This window comes from Mesobacillus campisalis, assembly GCF_000986785.1.
GTDB lineage: Bacteria > Bacillota > Bacilli > Bacillales > Cytobacillaceae > Mesobacillus_B > Mesobacillus_B campisalis.
On sequence record NZ_LAYY01000023.1, the window covers coordinates 39,375 to 53,445 of the forward strand.

Sequence of the window (14,071 nt, forward strand, 5' to 3'; positions counted from 1 at the left end):
CCCTTTCCTTTTCCTCTGCTACCCCCTCTCCCCCTTAATTATTTCAATATATTAATTTCTTGAATAAAATAAGAAGCCTCATTATAATGTAATAGCTGTCTTCCTTTCTGAAAGCGCTGTATGGGCTCAGGAAGCACAGCGATACATCCATCACTTGACGGAGGAGATTTCCATGAAGAACTTATTATTATCATTCATCGCTATCACCCTTGCCATCGTTCTGTCAGCTTGCGGCGGAGAAAATAAGGAAGCCGAGCAGGATACTGCGGCGAAAGAAGGAGCAAGCGAGGAAACAAATATTAAAAAGCCGCTTGTCCAATATTACATGGGCATGGTTAAGACGATCAATGAACATGATGCAGAGCTGAACGCCTATGAACAGGCTGAAGAGCCAGCTTCCGACATGAAGGCTGCTGCAAGTTCATCTGCTGCTGCCGTTGCGGAAGAAGTACAAAAGCTTGAAATTCCTGAAGAATTGAAAGAACAGAAGGCAGATATTGAAAATGCTGTCGGTGACATCATCTCTTCTTATGAAATGAAAGCGGAAGAGCTGGAAAAAGATGCTCCTGCACTTGATGAAGCAAATGAGGTATTTGCCCAAGGCGTTGCAAAGCTTGGCACCATTTTTGAAAATGCAGGACTCCAAAAACCAGGTTTGGCAAAAGAAGTGAACTAATTTTCCTTCCGGCCCCTGGAAAACCCAGGAAACACCAGACGCATAATGAGGACCAGCACTGCTTATAGTGCCGGTCCTTTTTATTGCTAGGACCTAGGTTTTCTGGTCCCGCTGCTGCCAGTTGTACCTTCAATTTCCGTCATACCGATGTGTGCCTCCCTCATTTAACGGGTAAATCAAGGAGAAAACATCTGCTGAAAAAACAGCAGGATTTTTCATGAAAGAGGTGGTACAGATCATGCCAGCATTCCACACCAGCAGCGATAGAAAAAAGAAGGCCGTCCGTTATTCCGCCGTGGCTTTGGGCCTCACAGGGGCCGCTTACCTAATAGCAGAGCATAAGAGAAAAAAACAGGCTGCCCCCTCTGTCCCTTCCTTTATGCTCGATTTTATTGAGCAAAAACAGGACCAGATTACACTTGCATGGCCTCACATCGGAGAATCCTACAGGGTGTACCGCAACGGCCAGTTCGTCTATTCAGGACAAGAACCGAGGCTAACGGATACCAGCCTCCTGCCTGGAACCATTTATTCGTACAGCATTGAATGTCTGGACGCCCAGGATGAACCCATTGAAAAAATCAAAGTGCAAACGGCAACAGCTGTCAGCGAAAAGAGGACCGAAAATGTCCTGGCTGATTCCATTTTTACCACGGTCGTGACAAAAGGGCAGATTAGCCTGGAGTGGGAGCCGATTGATGGAATCGAAGAATATACCATTCTCCGAAATGGATTGGAAGCCGGAAAAGTAAAAAAATGTTTATTCATAGATTTGGAAATAGAAGATCAAGAGGAATACACCTACACCATCAGGGCACGGCGTCCGCTTGAACTGTCGGAGCAGGAAGCTAGCGAGGGCAAGTCGCTTATGGCCAACATATTAGGCTTTCTAAAATGGGATACTTCAACACAGCGCACTGCCATGGAGGAATTTGAAATCACCACCAGGATTGCTCCCCTCAAACAGCTTTTAGAAGGTGAAAAACAGAAATCCCCTGAAAATAATCAATCAAAAAAGCATTTGCGCTACACGACCTTCCTGCCGCAAAAGTGGCTGAAGAATCCGAATGCAGCCTCGAAATACCATTACTTTAAAGGCGATCACCGGGGATTCAACCCAGACTCCCCCCAATATCGGACGAGGGCCGATGTACATCTGGACATGAGCGGAGTTGACGAACCTGTCGAGCTCGTTAAATCGGTCGGAACAACCAAGGCGTACAACTGGCTGCGAAGCCCCATCGGGGAAGCTCAGGCCTCCGATGAGGGAATTGCAGTCGAAAAGGTCTTTAATACAGACGAAAAGGTAGCATTCCAACTGATTCATTCTGTAGGGAATCCTCTCGTCCTTTCGCCTGCCATTGATTATGATGTCCATGCCACTTTTTACCGTAATGGTGAAATGGATATTGCCGGAAATCACGACCAGGCCCCCCATCATGAGGTGTACCTGAAATCCGTGGATTCCCCCCACTGGGAAACCATCCATCAATCCCGCAGCAAAGGGCTGGAAATGATGGCCCCGTCAACAGCGAATAAATTATGGCGATACACCACGTTTACCATCTAGACAGAAAAAGAACAAAAGGAAGGAACAGGTCCCATACAGGCAGGCTGTTCCTTCCTTTTAAGTTTATAAAAATCGCTTTCTGACGCTTGGCGGCGGCAGCATACAGCTTTCTTTTTTCCCAAACCATTTATAGCGGTTTTTGGCAATCACATCATAGGCCGCGTTCCGGACCGGGGCCGGAATAATCATGAGGCCGTACAGCAGCTTCCAGGCTCCCTTCAGGTGCCGGCTAATCCTCAGGGCAGCAGCCGATTTGTAATACACCTTGTCGCCTTCAATCAATACCATGCTGTCCACATCATCCCGAATATGGTGCTTCCTTGCCAGTTCTTCGCCAGCATCGCTCTGCAAAGAAGCAAAATGGAATACCCCTTTTGGATCCCGCTGTATGATAAACTGTACGCTCGCATCGCAAAAATTACATTCACCATCAAACAAGACTACCGGATTCATACACTTCCCTCCTAAAAGAGATGCTAGTTTTTAAAATAATGCTTCATTATACTTTAGCCGTTTCTATGCTGGAGGAAACATTTTGCCGCATCCTTCACCCCATAACACCCATGTGGTATTTTCATCCAATCCCTGTCTGCAGGTTGGTTCCGGCAGCCAGCGGGGAATAGCATTGTAAGGACAAAATTGCCAACGGAGGAGATTCATGTGAAAAAAATACTATTGCCCATCATGAGCGCCGTTTTATTGGCAGCCTGCAGCGGCCAGGAAAATACGGATACGGCAAACCCTGAGGAGGCAAGTGCGCCGCCTGAGTTCGAAACAGACGGCATGACGCTTAAACAGCTGGAAGAAACGCTGCACCCTGGCACCGACCTGGATACGTATGGAATGGAAGTCCAGGCATTGGTCCAGCAGGGAAGAATCAATATCCAGGAAAAAGTGCAGCTTTCGGATGATGGAAAATCCCATGCTGACATCATTGCCGCAAAAGACGGCTTCCTCGCCGTCGTTAACGATGGCAACCAGGTCACACATACAGAAAAATTTGATACTGCAGATGCCGCCAGGACCTATCTCGACCAAGAACATTAAGCTATCGGTTTAACCACTAGAACCCTGTGAAGCAGGGTTCTTTTTATGAACCAAAAGCGGCAGCTGCTTATGCTTATATTGTATTACAAAAAACCCAAGCTTCGTTTTCCAATCTTCCATTTTCAGACTTTTAGACCTTTCGAAAATCGAAATAATGTAGTATCTTATAAAAGAAAATAGAATACAGGAACGAGAGGGCAGGCTTATGTGGAGAAACAGGAATGTTTGGATTTTATTGACAGGTGAGTTTATCGCCGGTCTTGGACTTTGGCTCGGTATTATTGGAAATTTGGAGTTTATGCAGGAAAAGGTTCCGTCTGACTTTCTGAAATCCCTGCTGCTGGCTGCCGGCCTCCTTGCCGGAATCGCCGCAGGCCCAATCGCCGGCAAGCTGGTCGATCAGTATAGCAAAAAAACCGTCATGCTTGGGGCTGGGGTTGTGAGGGCAATCAGTGTGCTGTTTATGCTTACTGCCATTGAAACAGGTTCTGTCTGGTGGATGCTTGTGTTTTTAATTTGCCTCCAGGTTTCGGCGGCTTTTTACTTTCCTGCGCTTCAGGCTGCGATTCCGCTGGTCGTGGCTGAAAAGGAACTGCTTCAGCTGAATGGCGTGCATATGAACGTATCGACACTGTCGCGGATTCTTGGTACCGCAGCAGCGGGAGTCATGCTTGTCATTTTACCGCTGAACATGCTCTATATCCTTTCGCTGACAGCCTATGTCATTTTATTGCTTCTAACATGGTTCCTTAAAATTGAAGAGCATGCCAGGCCAGAGCGCCCTGCGAAGACGGAAAGCAAGGACCATGCTGGGTTCAAGGATGTTTTCCCTGTCATAAAAAAGCTGCCGGTCATCATGATGACGCTGATTATGACGCTTATTCCCCTTTTGATTCTGGGCGGATTCAACCTGATGGTGATCAATATTAGCGAAATTCAGGACAGCTCCGCGATCAAAGGGTGGATCTATACATCGGAAGGCCTGGCCTTCATGGCGGGAGCCTTTCTGATCAAACAGATTAACACTAAATTGAAGGCGTATTCCATCCTGGTTTCAAGCTCATTTTTAATCGGTATATCGCAGCTGCTTCTTTACTTTGCCGACATTCCACTTTTAACTATTATTGCATTTTTGTTATTCGGTTTTGCTCTTGGATGCTTTTTTCCTACAACAGCAACCATTTTCCAAACAAAAGTGCCTAAAGAGTTTCACGGCCGGTTCTTTTCCTTCCGCAATATGCTGGACCGGGTGTTCTTCCAGGTCACCCTCCTTTTATCCGGCTTCCTTCTCGATAGTGTCGGCTTGCAGGTAATGGCTGTCATTTTTGGAATTATGGCGATTTCAATGACGCTGGTTTTCATCGCCAAGTTCAAGCAGCTGCCAGCCCTGGATGAGCCGCAAAAGAACATCAGCTAAAGGATTCCCTGTCCCAAATCGTTGAAGAAAGTGAAAAAAATGCTTGAAAATAAAAATAAACAACAAGGTTCAAAGCAGGCATAGCGCCTTCACAAAACGTGCCAGCGCCCTAAGGGGAGCTGGCACGTTTTTTTAGAATAGTTTTTCAAAGCAAAAATACGTTTCATGCCCCTCTGGCTTGCCTTCAAGCACAACTTCGCCTGCTTTCCGGTAGCCCCGCTTTTGGTAAAAAGCAACCGCACTTTTGTTGCCTGAGTAGGCATCCAGCCTTAGCGCAGGGTAGTTCTGCCCTTTTGTAAAATCTTCGGCAAACTGGAGCATTTTCTTGCCATATCCTTTTCCCTGGACGTCAGGGTGGACGCAAAATGAGTGCAGGATTAACGGATTCCCACCCACTTCTGTCCAGTCCGCACCTTCCCATTCAGGTGTCTGCCATTCATCAAGAACCATTGCTCCCACAATCTTTCCGTCTTCCTTAAGAACAAATAAATTCTCATCGGATGAAGCTGATTCAAAATATTCCTTATTAGGATAGCTTTCATCCCATTGCAGGATTCCCCTTTGTTCCAGATAGGCCTTGCAATCCTCAAACATCCGGGCTACTTCGAATATTTCATTGCCTGCTGCCCGTACAATCTCTTCGGTGGCTTCCATCTCAAAACTCCTTTGGTGGTCGTTCTTCCTGCCCTTTAATATTTCCTGGATCCTTTGTTAGAATTCAGGATTTCCAGAATGCAGCTTTGTATGTTTTCTTCCTTACTGGTTAAAGTAAAATGAAAGCAGAACCAAGGAGGCATAAAAATGGAAAGCACCAATGAATTTGTAGCGAAAATCCATGATAAGCAAAAGAAGGATGAAGAAAACAAAAGACGCCAGGGACAGGGCAGCCCGAGCGACAAACTGCCTACAAACCGGAATAAAGGCTGAAAAAAGAAAAGCCCGGTATTAGCACTGGGGCTCGAAATAGAAACGCCTGGGTTCAGCTTAAGATGAACCCAGGCGTTTTTGGCATTTATTTAACTTAGCACTTATTTTATAAGGATATTGGCGCCCGCTAAGTCACTTTGTCCTTTGTAGGTTGCATAAGCGTAGATATTGTAATAGCCTGCAGCAAGCTTTTGTCCGTTCACGGTCCCATCCCATTCAAATGTTGTATATCCGGCTGGAATATTTTCATAAGCTGCGATGTCTCCTACAAACTTTCCAGCAGCCCCAGCAGAATTGGAAGTATACACGAATAGCTCAACCTTTTCGGCACCGCCAGGGAACAATCCTTGAATCTCAAATTTCCCATCAGCTAGCTGGGCAACCCCTACATACTCAGCACGCGGGTAATCCGGCTCGGACACAAACAGGATAGTTGGTACGTCAATGGCTGATTCACCATCGTTAATGGTAATGGAGCCTTCATAATAGCCTGCGGCGAGTTTTCCTGCATCCACCTGGACGTTCAGGTTCACCTGCTGGGACTTGCCTCCGTTGACTTTAAGGTTTTTGCTTGTTGATACTTTGATCGCGTCGGAATGCTCGCCCATGTTTACTTCGAAACTATAAGTCTTGGCTTTTTCAGACAGGTTCTTCACGGTGAACTGCTGCTTTTCCACCTGCTTGCCTTCCGTCTTCAGGAAGGTTCCAAACGAATGGCTTCCAGGAGCCGCAAGGGTTTCTGTCTGCAGGGCATCTGGAAGGCGGATGCTTCCTGCGCCTTGGGAATTATGCGCATAGGACTTTCCGGTTGCAGGGTCAATGACGTCCTCGGCTGTATTCATCAAAGCAGCCTTGACATCCTGGACGCTCCAGTCAGGGTTTGCTTGCAGAACCAGCGCAGCAGCACCGGCTACATGCGGGGACGCCATGCTTGTTCCCTGCATCGCAGCATAGCCGTGAGGGTTCGCTGCATTATGGGTCGGAACGGTACTAGTAATATTCACACCAGGAGCCGAAACATCAGGCTTAACCATCCATGTGTTTGTCACTGGTCCGCGGGAAGAGAACCCGGCCATTGTTTCGCCGACTTTTTTGGAGAAAGCAATGTCAAAGCTTACTTTGTTATTTCCTTTTGCAAGTTCTGCAAGAAGCTTTTGGCCGTCTTCAAGAGTGGTCTTGATTGTCGGCACAGCCATTCCCGGAACATCCGCATGCTCGCCGGCAACATTATTATAGATGATGGCGCCGACCGCACCTGCCGCCTTGGCATTGGCTGCTTTGTCAACAAATGCGAAGTCTCCGCGGCTGATTAATGCTATTTTACCTTTTAGGTCCTTGCCTGCAAAATCAGCTGCAGCACCCATGCCCACATGAACAAACTCAAGTTCTTGTCCATTAAGCGCGACCAATTCCTCATCACTAGGAAAGCCCATGACTTTAGCAGATGGATATTCAACACCGTCAGAAGTTGAAATAACAGAATTATAGACATTGTATGGAAGCTGGGTGGCACCTACGGAAATCGCGTCGCGGGAAGTTCCCGGTGAACCAACCGTCCAGTTGTTCGGACCAGAGTTTCCGTTGGACGTAACGGCGACAACGCCTTCGGCCATTGCCCAATCCAGCGCAATACTTGTTGCATAATCAGGGTCATTCAGCGAGTTTCCAAGTGACAGGTTCATCACATCCGCGCCGTCTTCCACTGCTTTTTCAATCCCGGCGATGACATTTTCGGTTGTTCCTCTGCCTCCAGGTCCCAATACACGGTAAGCAAGCAGGCTTGCCTCAGGGGCAACGCCCTTGATCTGGCCATTTGCCGCAACTGTCCCGGAAACATGGCTTCCGTGGTTGGTCGATGCGCCGCGCGGGTCGCCAGGAGGTGTTTCCCGCGGATCCTGGTCATTATCTACAAAATCATACCCCTTATAATCTCCGAAAGCATGCTCCAAGTCTGGGTGGGTGTAATCAGCGCCTGTATCAATAACGGCTACTGTTACTCCTTCTCCCGTGTAACCAGCATCCCATGCTTTGTCGGAGCCGATGAACGGAGCACTTTCAAACATGGCAGGACTGAACTCTTCAGCAGTAACCTCTTTGCCTTCCCCGACATTTGTTGTCGTATATGTAACATCAGGATACACTGCTTTTACGCCAGGGACTGCCAAAAGGGCCGGAATTTCTTCCTCGGGAAGCTCAGCCGAGAAACCGGAGAAGACATGGTCATATTCACGGTTTACCTTTAAATCCTTAACCGCTTTAGCGGCATCATTTTTAACTTTACTGCGGGCTTGGCCCAGGTTGGCTTTTGTTTGTTTCTGTCCCTTCTGCTTTGCTTCCACCACGGACGGCTCTGTCAGTTCGACGATGACGGTTCCCCTGGCAGCGGAATCAAAGTTGAATTCTCCAACCAGGTCAGCGAGCTTCGGTGCTTCCATGACGTTTACAGGTGCTGCCGCAGCGGGACCTACGCCAGAGATGGCGAGGGCGAGGGCTGCAGAGGTGACCAAAGTTTTCAGAACGTTTTTCTTTGCCATTATTTCTAATCGACCCCTTTTATCATAGTTTTACTAGCTCAAAACAGACTTGGTTTATAACAAGCAAAATAGTTGTTAATATTTAAATAATATTCTGAAATTACATTAAATTACAATAATTCCAAAGGCCCGTTTTATTTGATGACAGCTGGAAATGAAGAGGTCTATATGCCTGCTCTCTTTTCTGCCAGATAAGAGATAGGGGTCTATGTTCCCCCTCTTTTCGCCCTATCTATCCTTCCTAGACCAGAAAAATTATGTTAATATATTTCACATTAACGCTTTATACCGTTAAAGTCTTCTGCATTATATAAGGCTGGGCAGATACTTCCTGCCCAGCCTTATACCTGTGCTTATTGAGTAATGCTAACATCCACCAGATAGGCATAACCATTCTTCACTTTTACCTTGGCAAGGATGTTGCCGTTCCTTGAGGCTTCTTCCAATTCAAGACCGGTATTATCCTCGACAAAGTACTTATCAAGGCTGTAAGTGAGATAAGCGGCCTCTTTCCCTTCCAGCCTGCCATTCCAGCTCGTTGTGATATAATCCAGCTTTCCTTTGAGATATAAACTGGACTCCGGCTTTTCAAGTGTGACTTTTTCGGGTACATGGAAGTTGCCTTCCTGCTTTAATGGCACATAAACATCGATAGCTGAATGCCCTTTTTCAAGCTCTCTTCGCACTTCCTTTTCAACAATGGAAACTGGCACCTCTTCTGCTTCATACTGCAAGATCACATAATCTCCGCGGAACAGGTCCGTCGGGTCGACAGGAATGGTCCTAAGGGTGACTTCTTCGCCGCTCCATAAAGTATACAAGGGAGTGATGGTCATTCCCACCAGGATTCCTATAGGCACCAGGCAAGCTAACAGGATTTGTTTTCCCCGGCTAGACATGGGATTCCGCCCCTTTCTTCCTTTGTCTTTCAAAATACAAGCCGAAACCGAGCAGGAGCAGCCCGCCTATAACGAAAACAAGCGATTTTGGCAAAAAGGCAAAGGTGATATCAAGGTAAAAGCGGAAGATCAGGGCGCAAAGAATGACAATGCTGAGGAGACTCCCTTTCTTGATCAGAAACAATAAAAATAAGATATAAAGGATGGAAAACGGAATGAAGAAATTCCCGGCCCCGGCTGGCCAGTTCTCGCCAAAAGACAGGAAGAGCGCTGCCACGCCATGCACCAGGTATCCTAAAATCACATACACATCCCTCAAGCTCTTCCTCGCCAGCACCAGGCCAATTCCGATGACAAGATAAACCAGACCGTAAATATAAACCGTATCATTGATTCCGTCCAGAAAATAACTGAGTACGGATGCGATAAATGCCAGCTGGAGAAGGCCGTTCACGAACGCAGTTGCTGGCATAAACCCGATCTTTTCATTAAGGAAATAGATGGCCGCGCTCCAGAGCAGGATCCAAATTGGAACACTCTGTCCCATAAGGGGGTCATGCGTCATATAAAATAGAATCAGCAATGAGGACGCCAATAAAATCCATTTATCCCGCAGGACCCAGGCCAGAGGCATGATGCCGAGGGACCACCACATAAAAGCTTCCTGAAAATCCCCGCCGAAGTGGAACATTTGGCCAATAAGGAAAATTCCTGCTCCAAAAACGAGAACGCCAAGATAGTAAAAGCTTCTGGCTGTCTTTGGAAGGTGGCTTTCAAGCTTGTAGCCGGCAAAGCAGCTGCTGGCAAATAAGCTTAAAATAAGCAGGAATTTGGCCAGTTTTCCAATCTCGGCCCAGTTGCTGGCGACAAAGCTGAGAATTCCTGCACCGATTAGCACCGATCCGACATAGAGGAGCGTCTTGGTAAAGGAAAGGTGTTCAATTTCGTACAGCTCCGCTATCTCCTCGCCTTTTCCGGAAGCCAGCACCCCCCTCTTCTCCAAATAGCTGAGTTCACGCTGAAGAATCTGGTATTCACCGGCTTTTAACTTGCGCTTTTCCATGATTTCACTCCTGTTCCTGGCATTGATCGTAACACTTCGATTACAGGCTGCCTCCTTTCTTTCCTGCTTGCAGTGGAGTATCTCCCGGACAGCATAAAGGTCTATCTGAGGCTTGCTGGCGAGGGTGAAAAAAGAAGCCTGATTGCAATAAAAAATCTTTTCAAATGGGAGGTTAAAGGAGATAATATTCTGCAGGTTTATACTTTTATTTTATCAGGATTTTACGCGATTGGTGTTAAATTGTGGAAAGGGGAAAAGATTATTTTGTTGATTCGGCAGGCAGAAATCCGGGACTTACCAGCAATGCTGGAAATCTATAACGATGCAATCCGCAATCTTGCGGCTACATTTGATTTAGCGGAACAAACTCTTAAAGAACGGGAAGAATGGTTCAAAAAATTCGGCGACAAATATCCTCTGATTGTGGCCGAAATAGATGGGGAAATTGCAGGCTATTGCGGTTTGTCTCCTTATAACCAGAAAGCGGCTTTCGCGAAAACAGTGGAGCTGTCCATCTATCTTTCAGACAGGCACCGCGGCAAAGGGACTGGCAGGTCACTCATGGAGGAAATATTAACAAGAGGAAAGAAAATGGGATTTCATACGGTGATTTCCGGCATCACAGCCGGAAACGACGTCAGCGTCAAAATGCACGAAAAGTTCGGGTTTGAAATCGCCGGCCGCCTCAAGGAAGTTGGCTACAAATTCGGCCAATGGCACGACGTCATCTACATGCAGCTCCTGTTCAAATAAGAAAAGCGTAAGCGCCGGGCACTTACCTTTTAAAAACCCTGACCCCCTTTAGCATGCTAAAGGGGGTCAGGCACCGTTTGGGGCTTTAATGTGCTGCAGCGGTTTCTGACAGCGGTTCTTCTTTTATCAGGGCGTGCTTTTCCCATGCCCGGCTGCGCCAGCGGAAAAACATGATGATGCCCCGGGTCCATTCATCCGCTGCAATGGCCAGCCAGACACCCGCCAGGCCGAGGCCCATCTCAAAGACGAGAAAGTAACCGAGGGGCAGGCTCATCATTACCATGGAAATCACCCCGATATAGACCGGGAACCTGGCATCCCCGGCAGCCCGCAGTGAATTAATCAAGACGATATTCAGCGTCCGCCCGGTCTCAAGCACTAGGCTGAGCACCAAAACATCCGACGCAAGCCTGATAATCTCCTGGTCATCGGTAAAAATACCAACCAGAGGCTTGCGGAGCAAGATGACGACACCAATCATCAACAAGGTAATCAAGCTTGCCATGCGCGCGCTCTTCCAAACCCTATGGTAAGCTTCCTCCATCCTGTTTCCGCCCACAAGCCGGCCGACAATAATCGAAGTCCCGATGCCAATCGCTATGGCAAACAGAAAAATGAACATGGACACGTTGTTTGCGTATTGCCTTGCCGCCATGGAGGCTTCCCCAAGAAAGGTAACGTAATATAAAAAGACAATTTGGCAGCCTTGATAAAGAATCTGTTCAAAGGCCGACGGAATCCCAATTTTTAAAATCTTGCCGATAAATTCCTTTGAAAGCGTAAAATAATAGTGCATCTTAATTCGTACTTCCATCACCCGGTAAAGCAGCCAGAAGAAAACAATCAATGCGAGGAACCGGCTGATAACCGAAGAAATGGCAGCACCCTGGACACCCATTTCCGGAAAGCCAAAGTTGCCGAAGATCAGCACATAGTTAGCACCAACGTGGAAAACATTCATACCCAGCGAAACAAACATCGCCTGTTTCGTATAGCCATGGACGCGGATGATAGCCGCAAGCGAATTGATGAGGGCCTGCAGGAAGATAAAACCGCCGACAATGGCCAGGTAGCTTTGTGCATAAGCAAGAACCTCTCCTTTGAGGTTGAGGCCTTCGAGAAGACTGCCGCCAAAAAGGAAGAAAAGCCCGCTGATAATCAGGCCGACACCTAGGTTCAGCGTAATAGCCAGAGCAGCAATCCTGGAAGCGTCCAGATACTTGCGGGCACCAATATACTGCGCAACCACAATTGAAGCCCCGTTTCCGACAACCTCCAGTATCAGGATGGAAATATGCAGGTACTGATTGGCGGCTCCTACTCCGGAAACCGCATTGTCAGAAATCGCACTCAGCATCAGCGTATCGGCAATTCCCATCAGCATGAATAAGAATACTTCAAGAAAAATAGGCCAGGTAAGGTAAAATAAATTCAAATCGCCAGCCGGTTTTGCAGTTAAACCTTTCTTCGCTCGCATCCCTGCCATAAATGTCACCCCGTTTTATAAACACCTGAAAAACAAGGAGTATCTTACCATAGTTATAACGAAGGGTGCTATCGTTTTACATTTTGTAACCGCTTTCTATTTTAGACAAATTATGCGGTTCTGGTTTGGCGGTTGAAGAACCTGAAGAGGCAAGCCGCGGGACCTGGCAGCTTGCCTGTATATGAGCGAAACCGGGGATCCCGGCAGGATATAGCAGCTTCCCTCCTGCTTTATGTTTTATCATGCAGCCGGTATTTGTCTTTCAGGCTGTCTGGGGCCCATTTCACCATTCTTTCGATAATAAATCCGGTGATAACTACATCATCCATAATTCCCAGCATGTAGATAAAATCGGGAATCAGGTCGAAAGGCAAGAATGCATAGGTAAGGAAGAGCAATAAGCTGAGCACCTTTTTGTAAGGTTCCACATCTTTCGAAATAAAGAAGTCTCTAATAAACGGAAATGACTTCCAAAATTTAAGGACAAACCTCATCCGTTTGAAAAATTTAAACACAAAATCACCTGTTTCCTTTCTTACTTTAATATACCTGAACGGACTACACTTCCTATACCCAAAATACCGAACACCAACACAGCAAAGCACTAAAAGGTGCCTGACCCCCGGCGCGGTGAAGTGCTAAACGGTGCCTGACCCTAAGAGCGGTGGAAATTGGTATTGTGTTTGCGGGGGGATTCCTCTATACTTATCTATTGTTCTTCGGGTCACTGCCCGGCGTGGTTCGTAACCCTCCCACGAAAAAAAACTAAGGAGAGATTGATTTTGAATATACGCACCATTGTAGGCAATGGCATCGTAGCCGCTTTATACATCGCGGTTTCCGCCGTCATTCAGCCTTTTGGATTCACCAATGTCCAATTCCGTGTATCGGAAATGTTCAATCACTTGATCGTGTTCAACAAGAACTATTTTTATGGAATTGTACTCGGTGTTTTCCTCACCAACCTGTTCTTTTCCCCAATCGTTGCTTATGACCTTGTTTTCGGAGTCGCCCATTCGGTCATTTCACTGCTTATTACCATCGCTGCGGCCCGTTATATACAAAACACATTAGGTTTGCTTGCCATAAACACAGCGGTGTTCACATTCAATATGTTCATTATTGCCTTTGAACTAAAGCTTGCCTTTAACCTGCCATTCTTCTTTACATGGCTGACAACGGCAGCAGGGGAATTCATCGTGCTGGCAGCCGGAATACCGATAGTGTACGCCATCCATAAGCGAATCAACCTAAATAAGGTGTTATAAAACAAACGCAGGAGCCCTTTAATCTGTACCCTTTGTAAAGGACATTTTAAAAAAAGCTACGCTACTTTAAGAAGATGATCTCTGTATTCAACAGGGGTCATCTTTTTCATATTCCATTGATATCTGTAGTGATTGTAGTAGTGGATTGCAGCTTTCACTTCTTGTTTAAGCTCTTCTAAGGTTTCACATGATTTTATATCAGCCAGGTCCTTAAAATGACCAAAGAATGATTCCTGTGGGGCGTTGTCCCAACAGTTCCCCCTCCTGGACATGGATTGTCCCAACCTGATTTTTTTCACCAGCTTTTGATAAACAGGGCTAGTATAGTGACCTCCCTGGTCAGAGTGTATATAAGCTCCTTTAGCCAGTTTAATCTTCCTCGTTCTTTTTAACTTCTTAAGTGTATCCGTAGCGATATCAAGAGTAACTCG

General features: G+C 46.7%; 15 protein-coding genes and 1 riboswitch. Of the genes, 7 read left to right on the plus strand and 8 right to left on the minus strand.

Annotation, left to right across the window (positions count from 1 at the left end; all coding sequences use genetic code 11):
• The first annotated feature begins 172 nt into the window (after positions 1–172).
• Together WQ57_RS17585 and WQ57_RS17590 are read left to right on the plus strand one after the other, a co-directional pair.
• Positions 173–676 (plus strand): hypothetical protein, encoded by a 504-nt coding sequence (locus tag WQ57_RS17585; RefSeq protein ID WP_046525071.1) that lies wholly within the window; start codon positions 173–175, stop codon positions 674–676.
• Positions 677–893: 217 nt separating this feature from the next.
• Positions 894–2,246 (plus strand): DUF3238 domain-containing protein, encoded by a 1,353-nt coding sequence (locus tag WQ57_RS17590; RefSeq protein ID WP_084820316.1) that lies wholly within the window; start codon positions 894–896, stop codon positions 2,244–2,246.
• A 63-nt stretch (positions 2,247–2,309) separates the two neighbouring features.
• Here the strand turns inward: WQ57_RS17590 and WQ57_RS17595 are convergent, their stop codons facing one another.
• Complete coding sequence (locus tag WQ57_RS17595; RefSeq protein WP_046525072.1) at positions 2,310–2,699, minus strand: thiol-disulfide oxidoreductase DCC family protein; 390 nt, start codon at positions 2,697–2,699, stop codon at positions 2,310–2,312.
• Positions 2,700–2,906: 207 nt separating this feature from the next.
• On the opposite strand from WQ57_RS17595, the gene WQ57_RS17600 reads away from it, so the two are divergent.
• Both WQ57_RS17600 and WQ57_RS17605 read left to right on the plus strand, forming a co-directional pair.
• A complete protein-coding gene (locus WQ57_RS17600) occupies positions 2,907–3,293 on the plus strand; it encodes a hypothetical protein (protein ID WP_046525073.1) in 387 nt (128 codons plus the stop codon).
• Between the two features lie 205 nt (positions 3,294–3,498).
• Positions 3,499–4,710, plus strand: coding sequence for an MFS transporter (locus tag WQ57_RS17605; RefSeq protein ID WP_046525074.1), 1,212 nt, complete (start codon positions 3,499–3,501; stop codon positions 4,708–4,710).
• A gap of 132 nt (positions 4,711–4,842) precedes the next feature.
• Here the strand turns inward: WQ57_RS17605 and WQ57_RS17610 are convergent, their stop codons facing one another.
• Positions 4,843–5,364 (minus strand): GNAT family N-acetyltransferase, encoded by a 522-nt coding sequence (locus WQ57_RS17610; RefSeq protein ID WP_046525075.1) that lies wholly within the window; start codon positions 5,362–5,364, stop codon positions 4,843–4,845.
• Positions 5,365–5,511: 147 nt separating this feature from the next.
• Between WQ57_RS17610 and WQ57_RS17615 the strand changes: the two genes are divergently transcribed.
• Positions 5,512–5,637: a DUF4023 domain-containing protein gene (locus tag WQ57_RS17615; protein WP_046525076.1), complete on the plus strand. Its 126-nt coding sequence runs from the start codon at positions 5,512–5,514 to the stop codon at positions 5,635–5,637.
• 101 nt (positions 5,638–5,738) lie between these two features.
• On the opposite strand, the gene WQ57_RS17620 is transcribed toward WQ57_RS17615, so the two are convergent.
• From WQ57_RS17620 to WQ57_RS17630, 3 genes are all read right to left on the minus strand, one after another.
• Entirely contained in the window at positions 5,739–8,171 is a 2,433-nt protein-coding gene (locus WQ57_RS17620; RefSeq protein WP_046525077.1) for a S8 family peptidase, read from the minus strand.
• Positions 8,172–8,524: 353 nt separating this feature from the next.
• Complete coding sequence (locus WQ57_RS17625; RefSeq protein WP_046525078.1) at positions 8,525–9,070, minus strand: GDYXXLXY domain-containing protein; 546 nt, start codon at positions 9,068–9,070, stop codon at positions 8,525–8,527.
• The gene (locus WQ57_RS17630; protein WP_046525079.1) at positions 9,063–10,133 is read right to left on the minus strand and encodes a DUF2157 domain-containing protein; all 1,071 of its coding nucleotides are present in this window, start codon (positions 10,131–10,133) and stop codon (positions 9,063–9,065) included. The genes WQ57_RS17625 and WQ57_RS17630 overlap by 8 nt, the downstream gene beginning before the upstream one ends.
• A 264-nt stretch (positions 10,134–10,397) precedes the next feature.
• Here WQ57_RS17630 and WQ57_RS17635 point away from each other — a divergent pair, with 264 nt between their 5' ends.
• A complete protein-coding gene (locus WQ57_RS17635) occupies positions 10,398–10,886 on the plus strand; it encodes a GNAT family N-acetyltransferase (protein ID WP_046525090.1) in 489 nt (162 codons plus the stop codon).
• Between the two features lie 85 nt (positions 10,887–10,971).
• Here WQ57_RS17635 and WQ57_RS17640 read toward each other — a convergent pair whose 3' ends face one another.
• Entirely contained in the window at positions 10,972–12,372 is a 1,401-nt protein-coding gene (locus WQ57_RS17640) for an MATE family efflux transporter (RefSeq protein WP_046525080.1), read from the minus strand.
• 230 nt (positions 12,373–12,602) lie between these two features.
• Entirely contained in the window at positions 12,603–12,887 is a 285-nt protein-coding gene (locus tag WQ57_RS17645) for a YkvA family protein (RefSeq protein ID WP_241481573.1), read from the minus strand.
• Between the two features lie 215 nt (positions 12,888–13,102).
• Positions 13,103–13,147, plus strand: a riboswitch (PreQ1 riboswitch).
• A 7-nt stretch (positions 13,148–13,154) separates the two neighbouring features.
• Between WQ57_RS17645 and WQ57_RS17650 the strand changes: the two genes are divergently transcribed.
• The gene (locus tag WQ57_RS17650) at positions 13,155–13,640 is read left to right on the plus strand and encodes a QueT transporter family protein (protein WP_046525081.1); all 486 of its coding nucleotides are present in this window, start codon (positions 13,155–13,157) and stop codon (positions 13,638–13,640) included.
• 56 nt (positions 13,641–13,696) lie between these two features.
• Here WQ57_RS17650 and WQ57_RS17655 read toward each other — a convergent pair.
• On the minus strand, positions 13,697–14,071 hold a 375-nt coding region (locus tag WQ57_RS17655; protein ID WP_046525082.1), incomplete at its 5' end, for an IS3 family transposase.

Bases quoted from the DNA above. Each gene is read 5' to 3' on its own strand.
- WQ57_RS17595 (WP_046525072.1), bottom strand. From the start codon at position 2,699: ATGAATCCGGTAGTCTTGTTTGATGGTGAATGTAATTTTTGCGATGCG.
- WQ57_RS17640 (WP_046525080.1), bottom strand. From the start codon at position 12,372: ATGGCAGGGATGCGAGCGAAGAAAGGTTTAACTGCAAAACCGGCTGGC.
- WQ57_RS17615 (WP_046525076.1), top strand. From the start codon at position 5,512: ATGGAAAGCACCAATGAATTTGTAGCGAAAATCCATGATAAGCAAAAG.
- WQ57_RS17625 (WP_046525078.1), bottom strand. From the start codon at position 9,070: ATGTCTAGCCGGGGAAAACAAATCCTGTTAGCTTGCCTGGTGCCTATA.
- WQ57_RS17630 (WP_046525079.1), bottom strand. From the start codon at position 10,133: ATGGAAAAGCGCAAGTTAAAAGCCGGTGAATACCAGATTCTTCAGCGT.
- WQ57_RS17605 (WP_046525074.1), top strand. From the start codon at position 3,499: ATGTGGAGAAACAGGAATGTTTGGATTTTATTGACAGGTGAGTTTATC.
- WQ57_RS17610 (WP_046525075.1), bottom strand. From the start codon at position 5,364: ATGGAAGCCACCGAAGAGATTGTACGGGCAGCAGGCAATGAAATATTC.
- WQ57_RS17590 (WP_084820316.1), top strand. From the start codon at position 894: ATGAAAGAGGTGGTACAGATCATGCCAGCATTCCACACCAGCAGCGAT.
- WQ57_RS17620 (WP_046525077.1), bottom strand. From the start codon at position 8,171: ATGGCAAAGAAAAACGTTCTGAAAACTTTGGTCACCTCTGCAGCCCTC.
- WQ57_RS17585 (WP_046525071.1), top strand. From the start codon at position 173: ATGAAGAACTTATTATTATCATTCATCGCTATCACCCTTGCCATCGTT.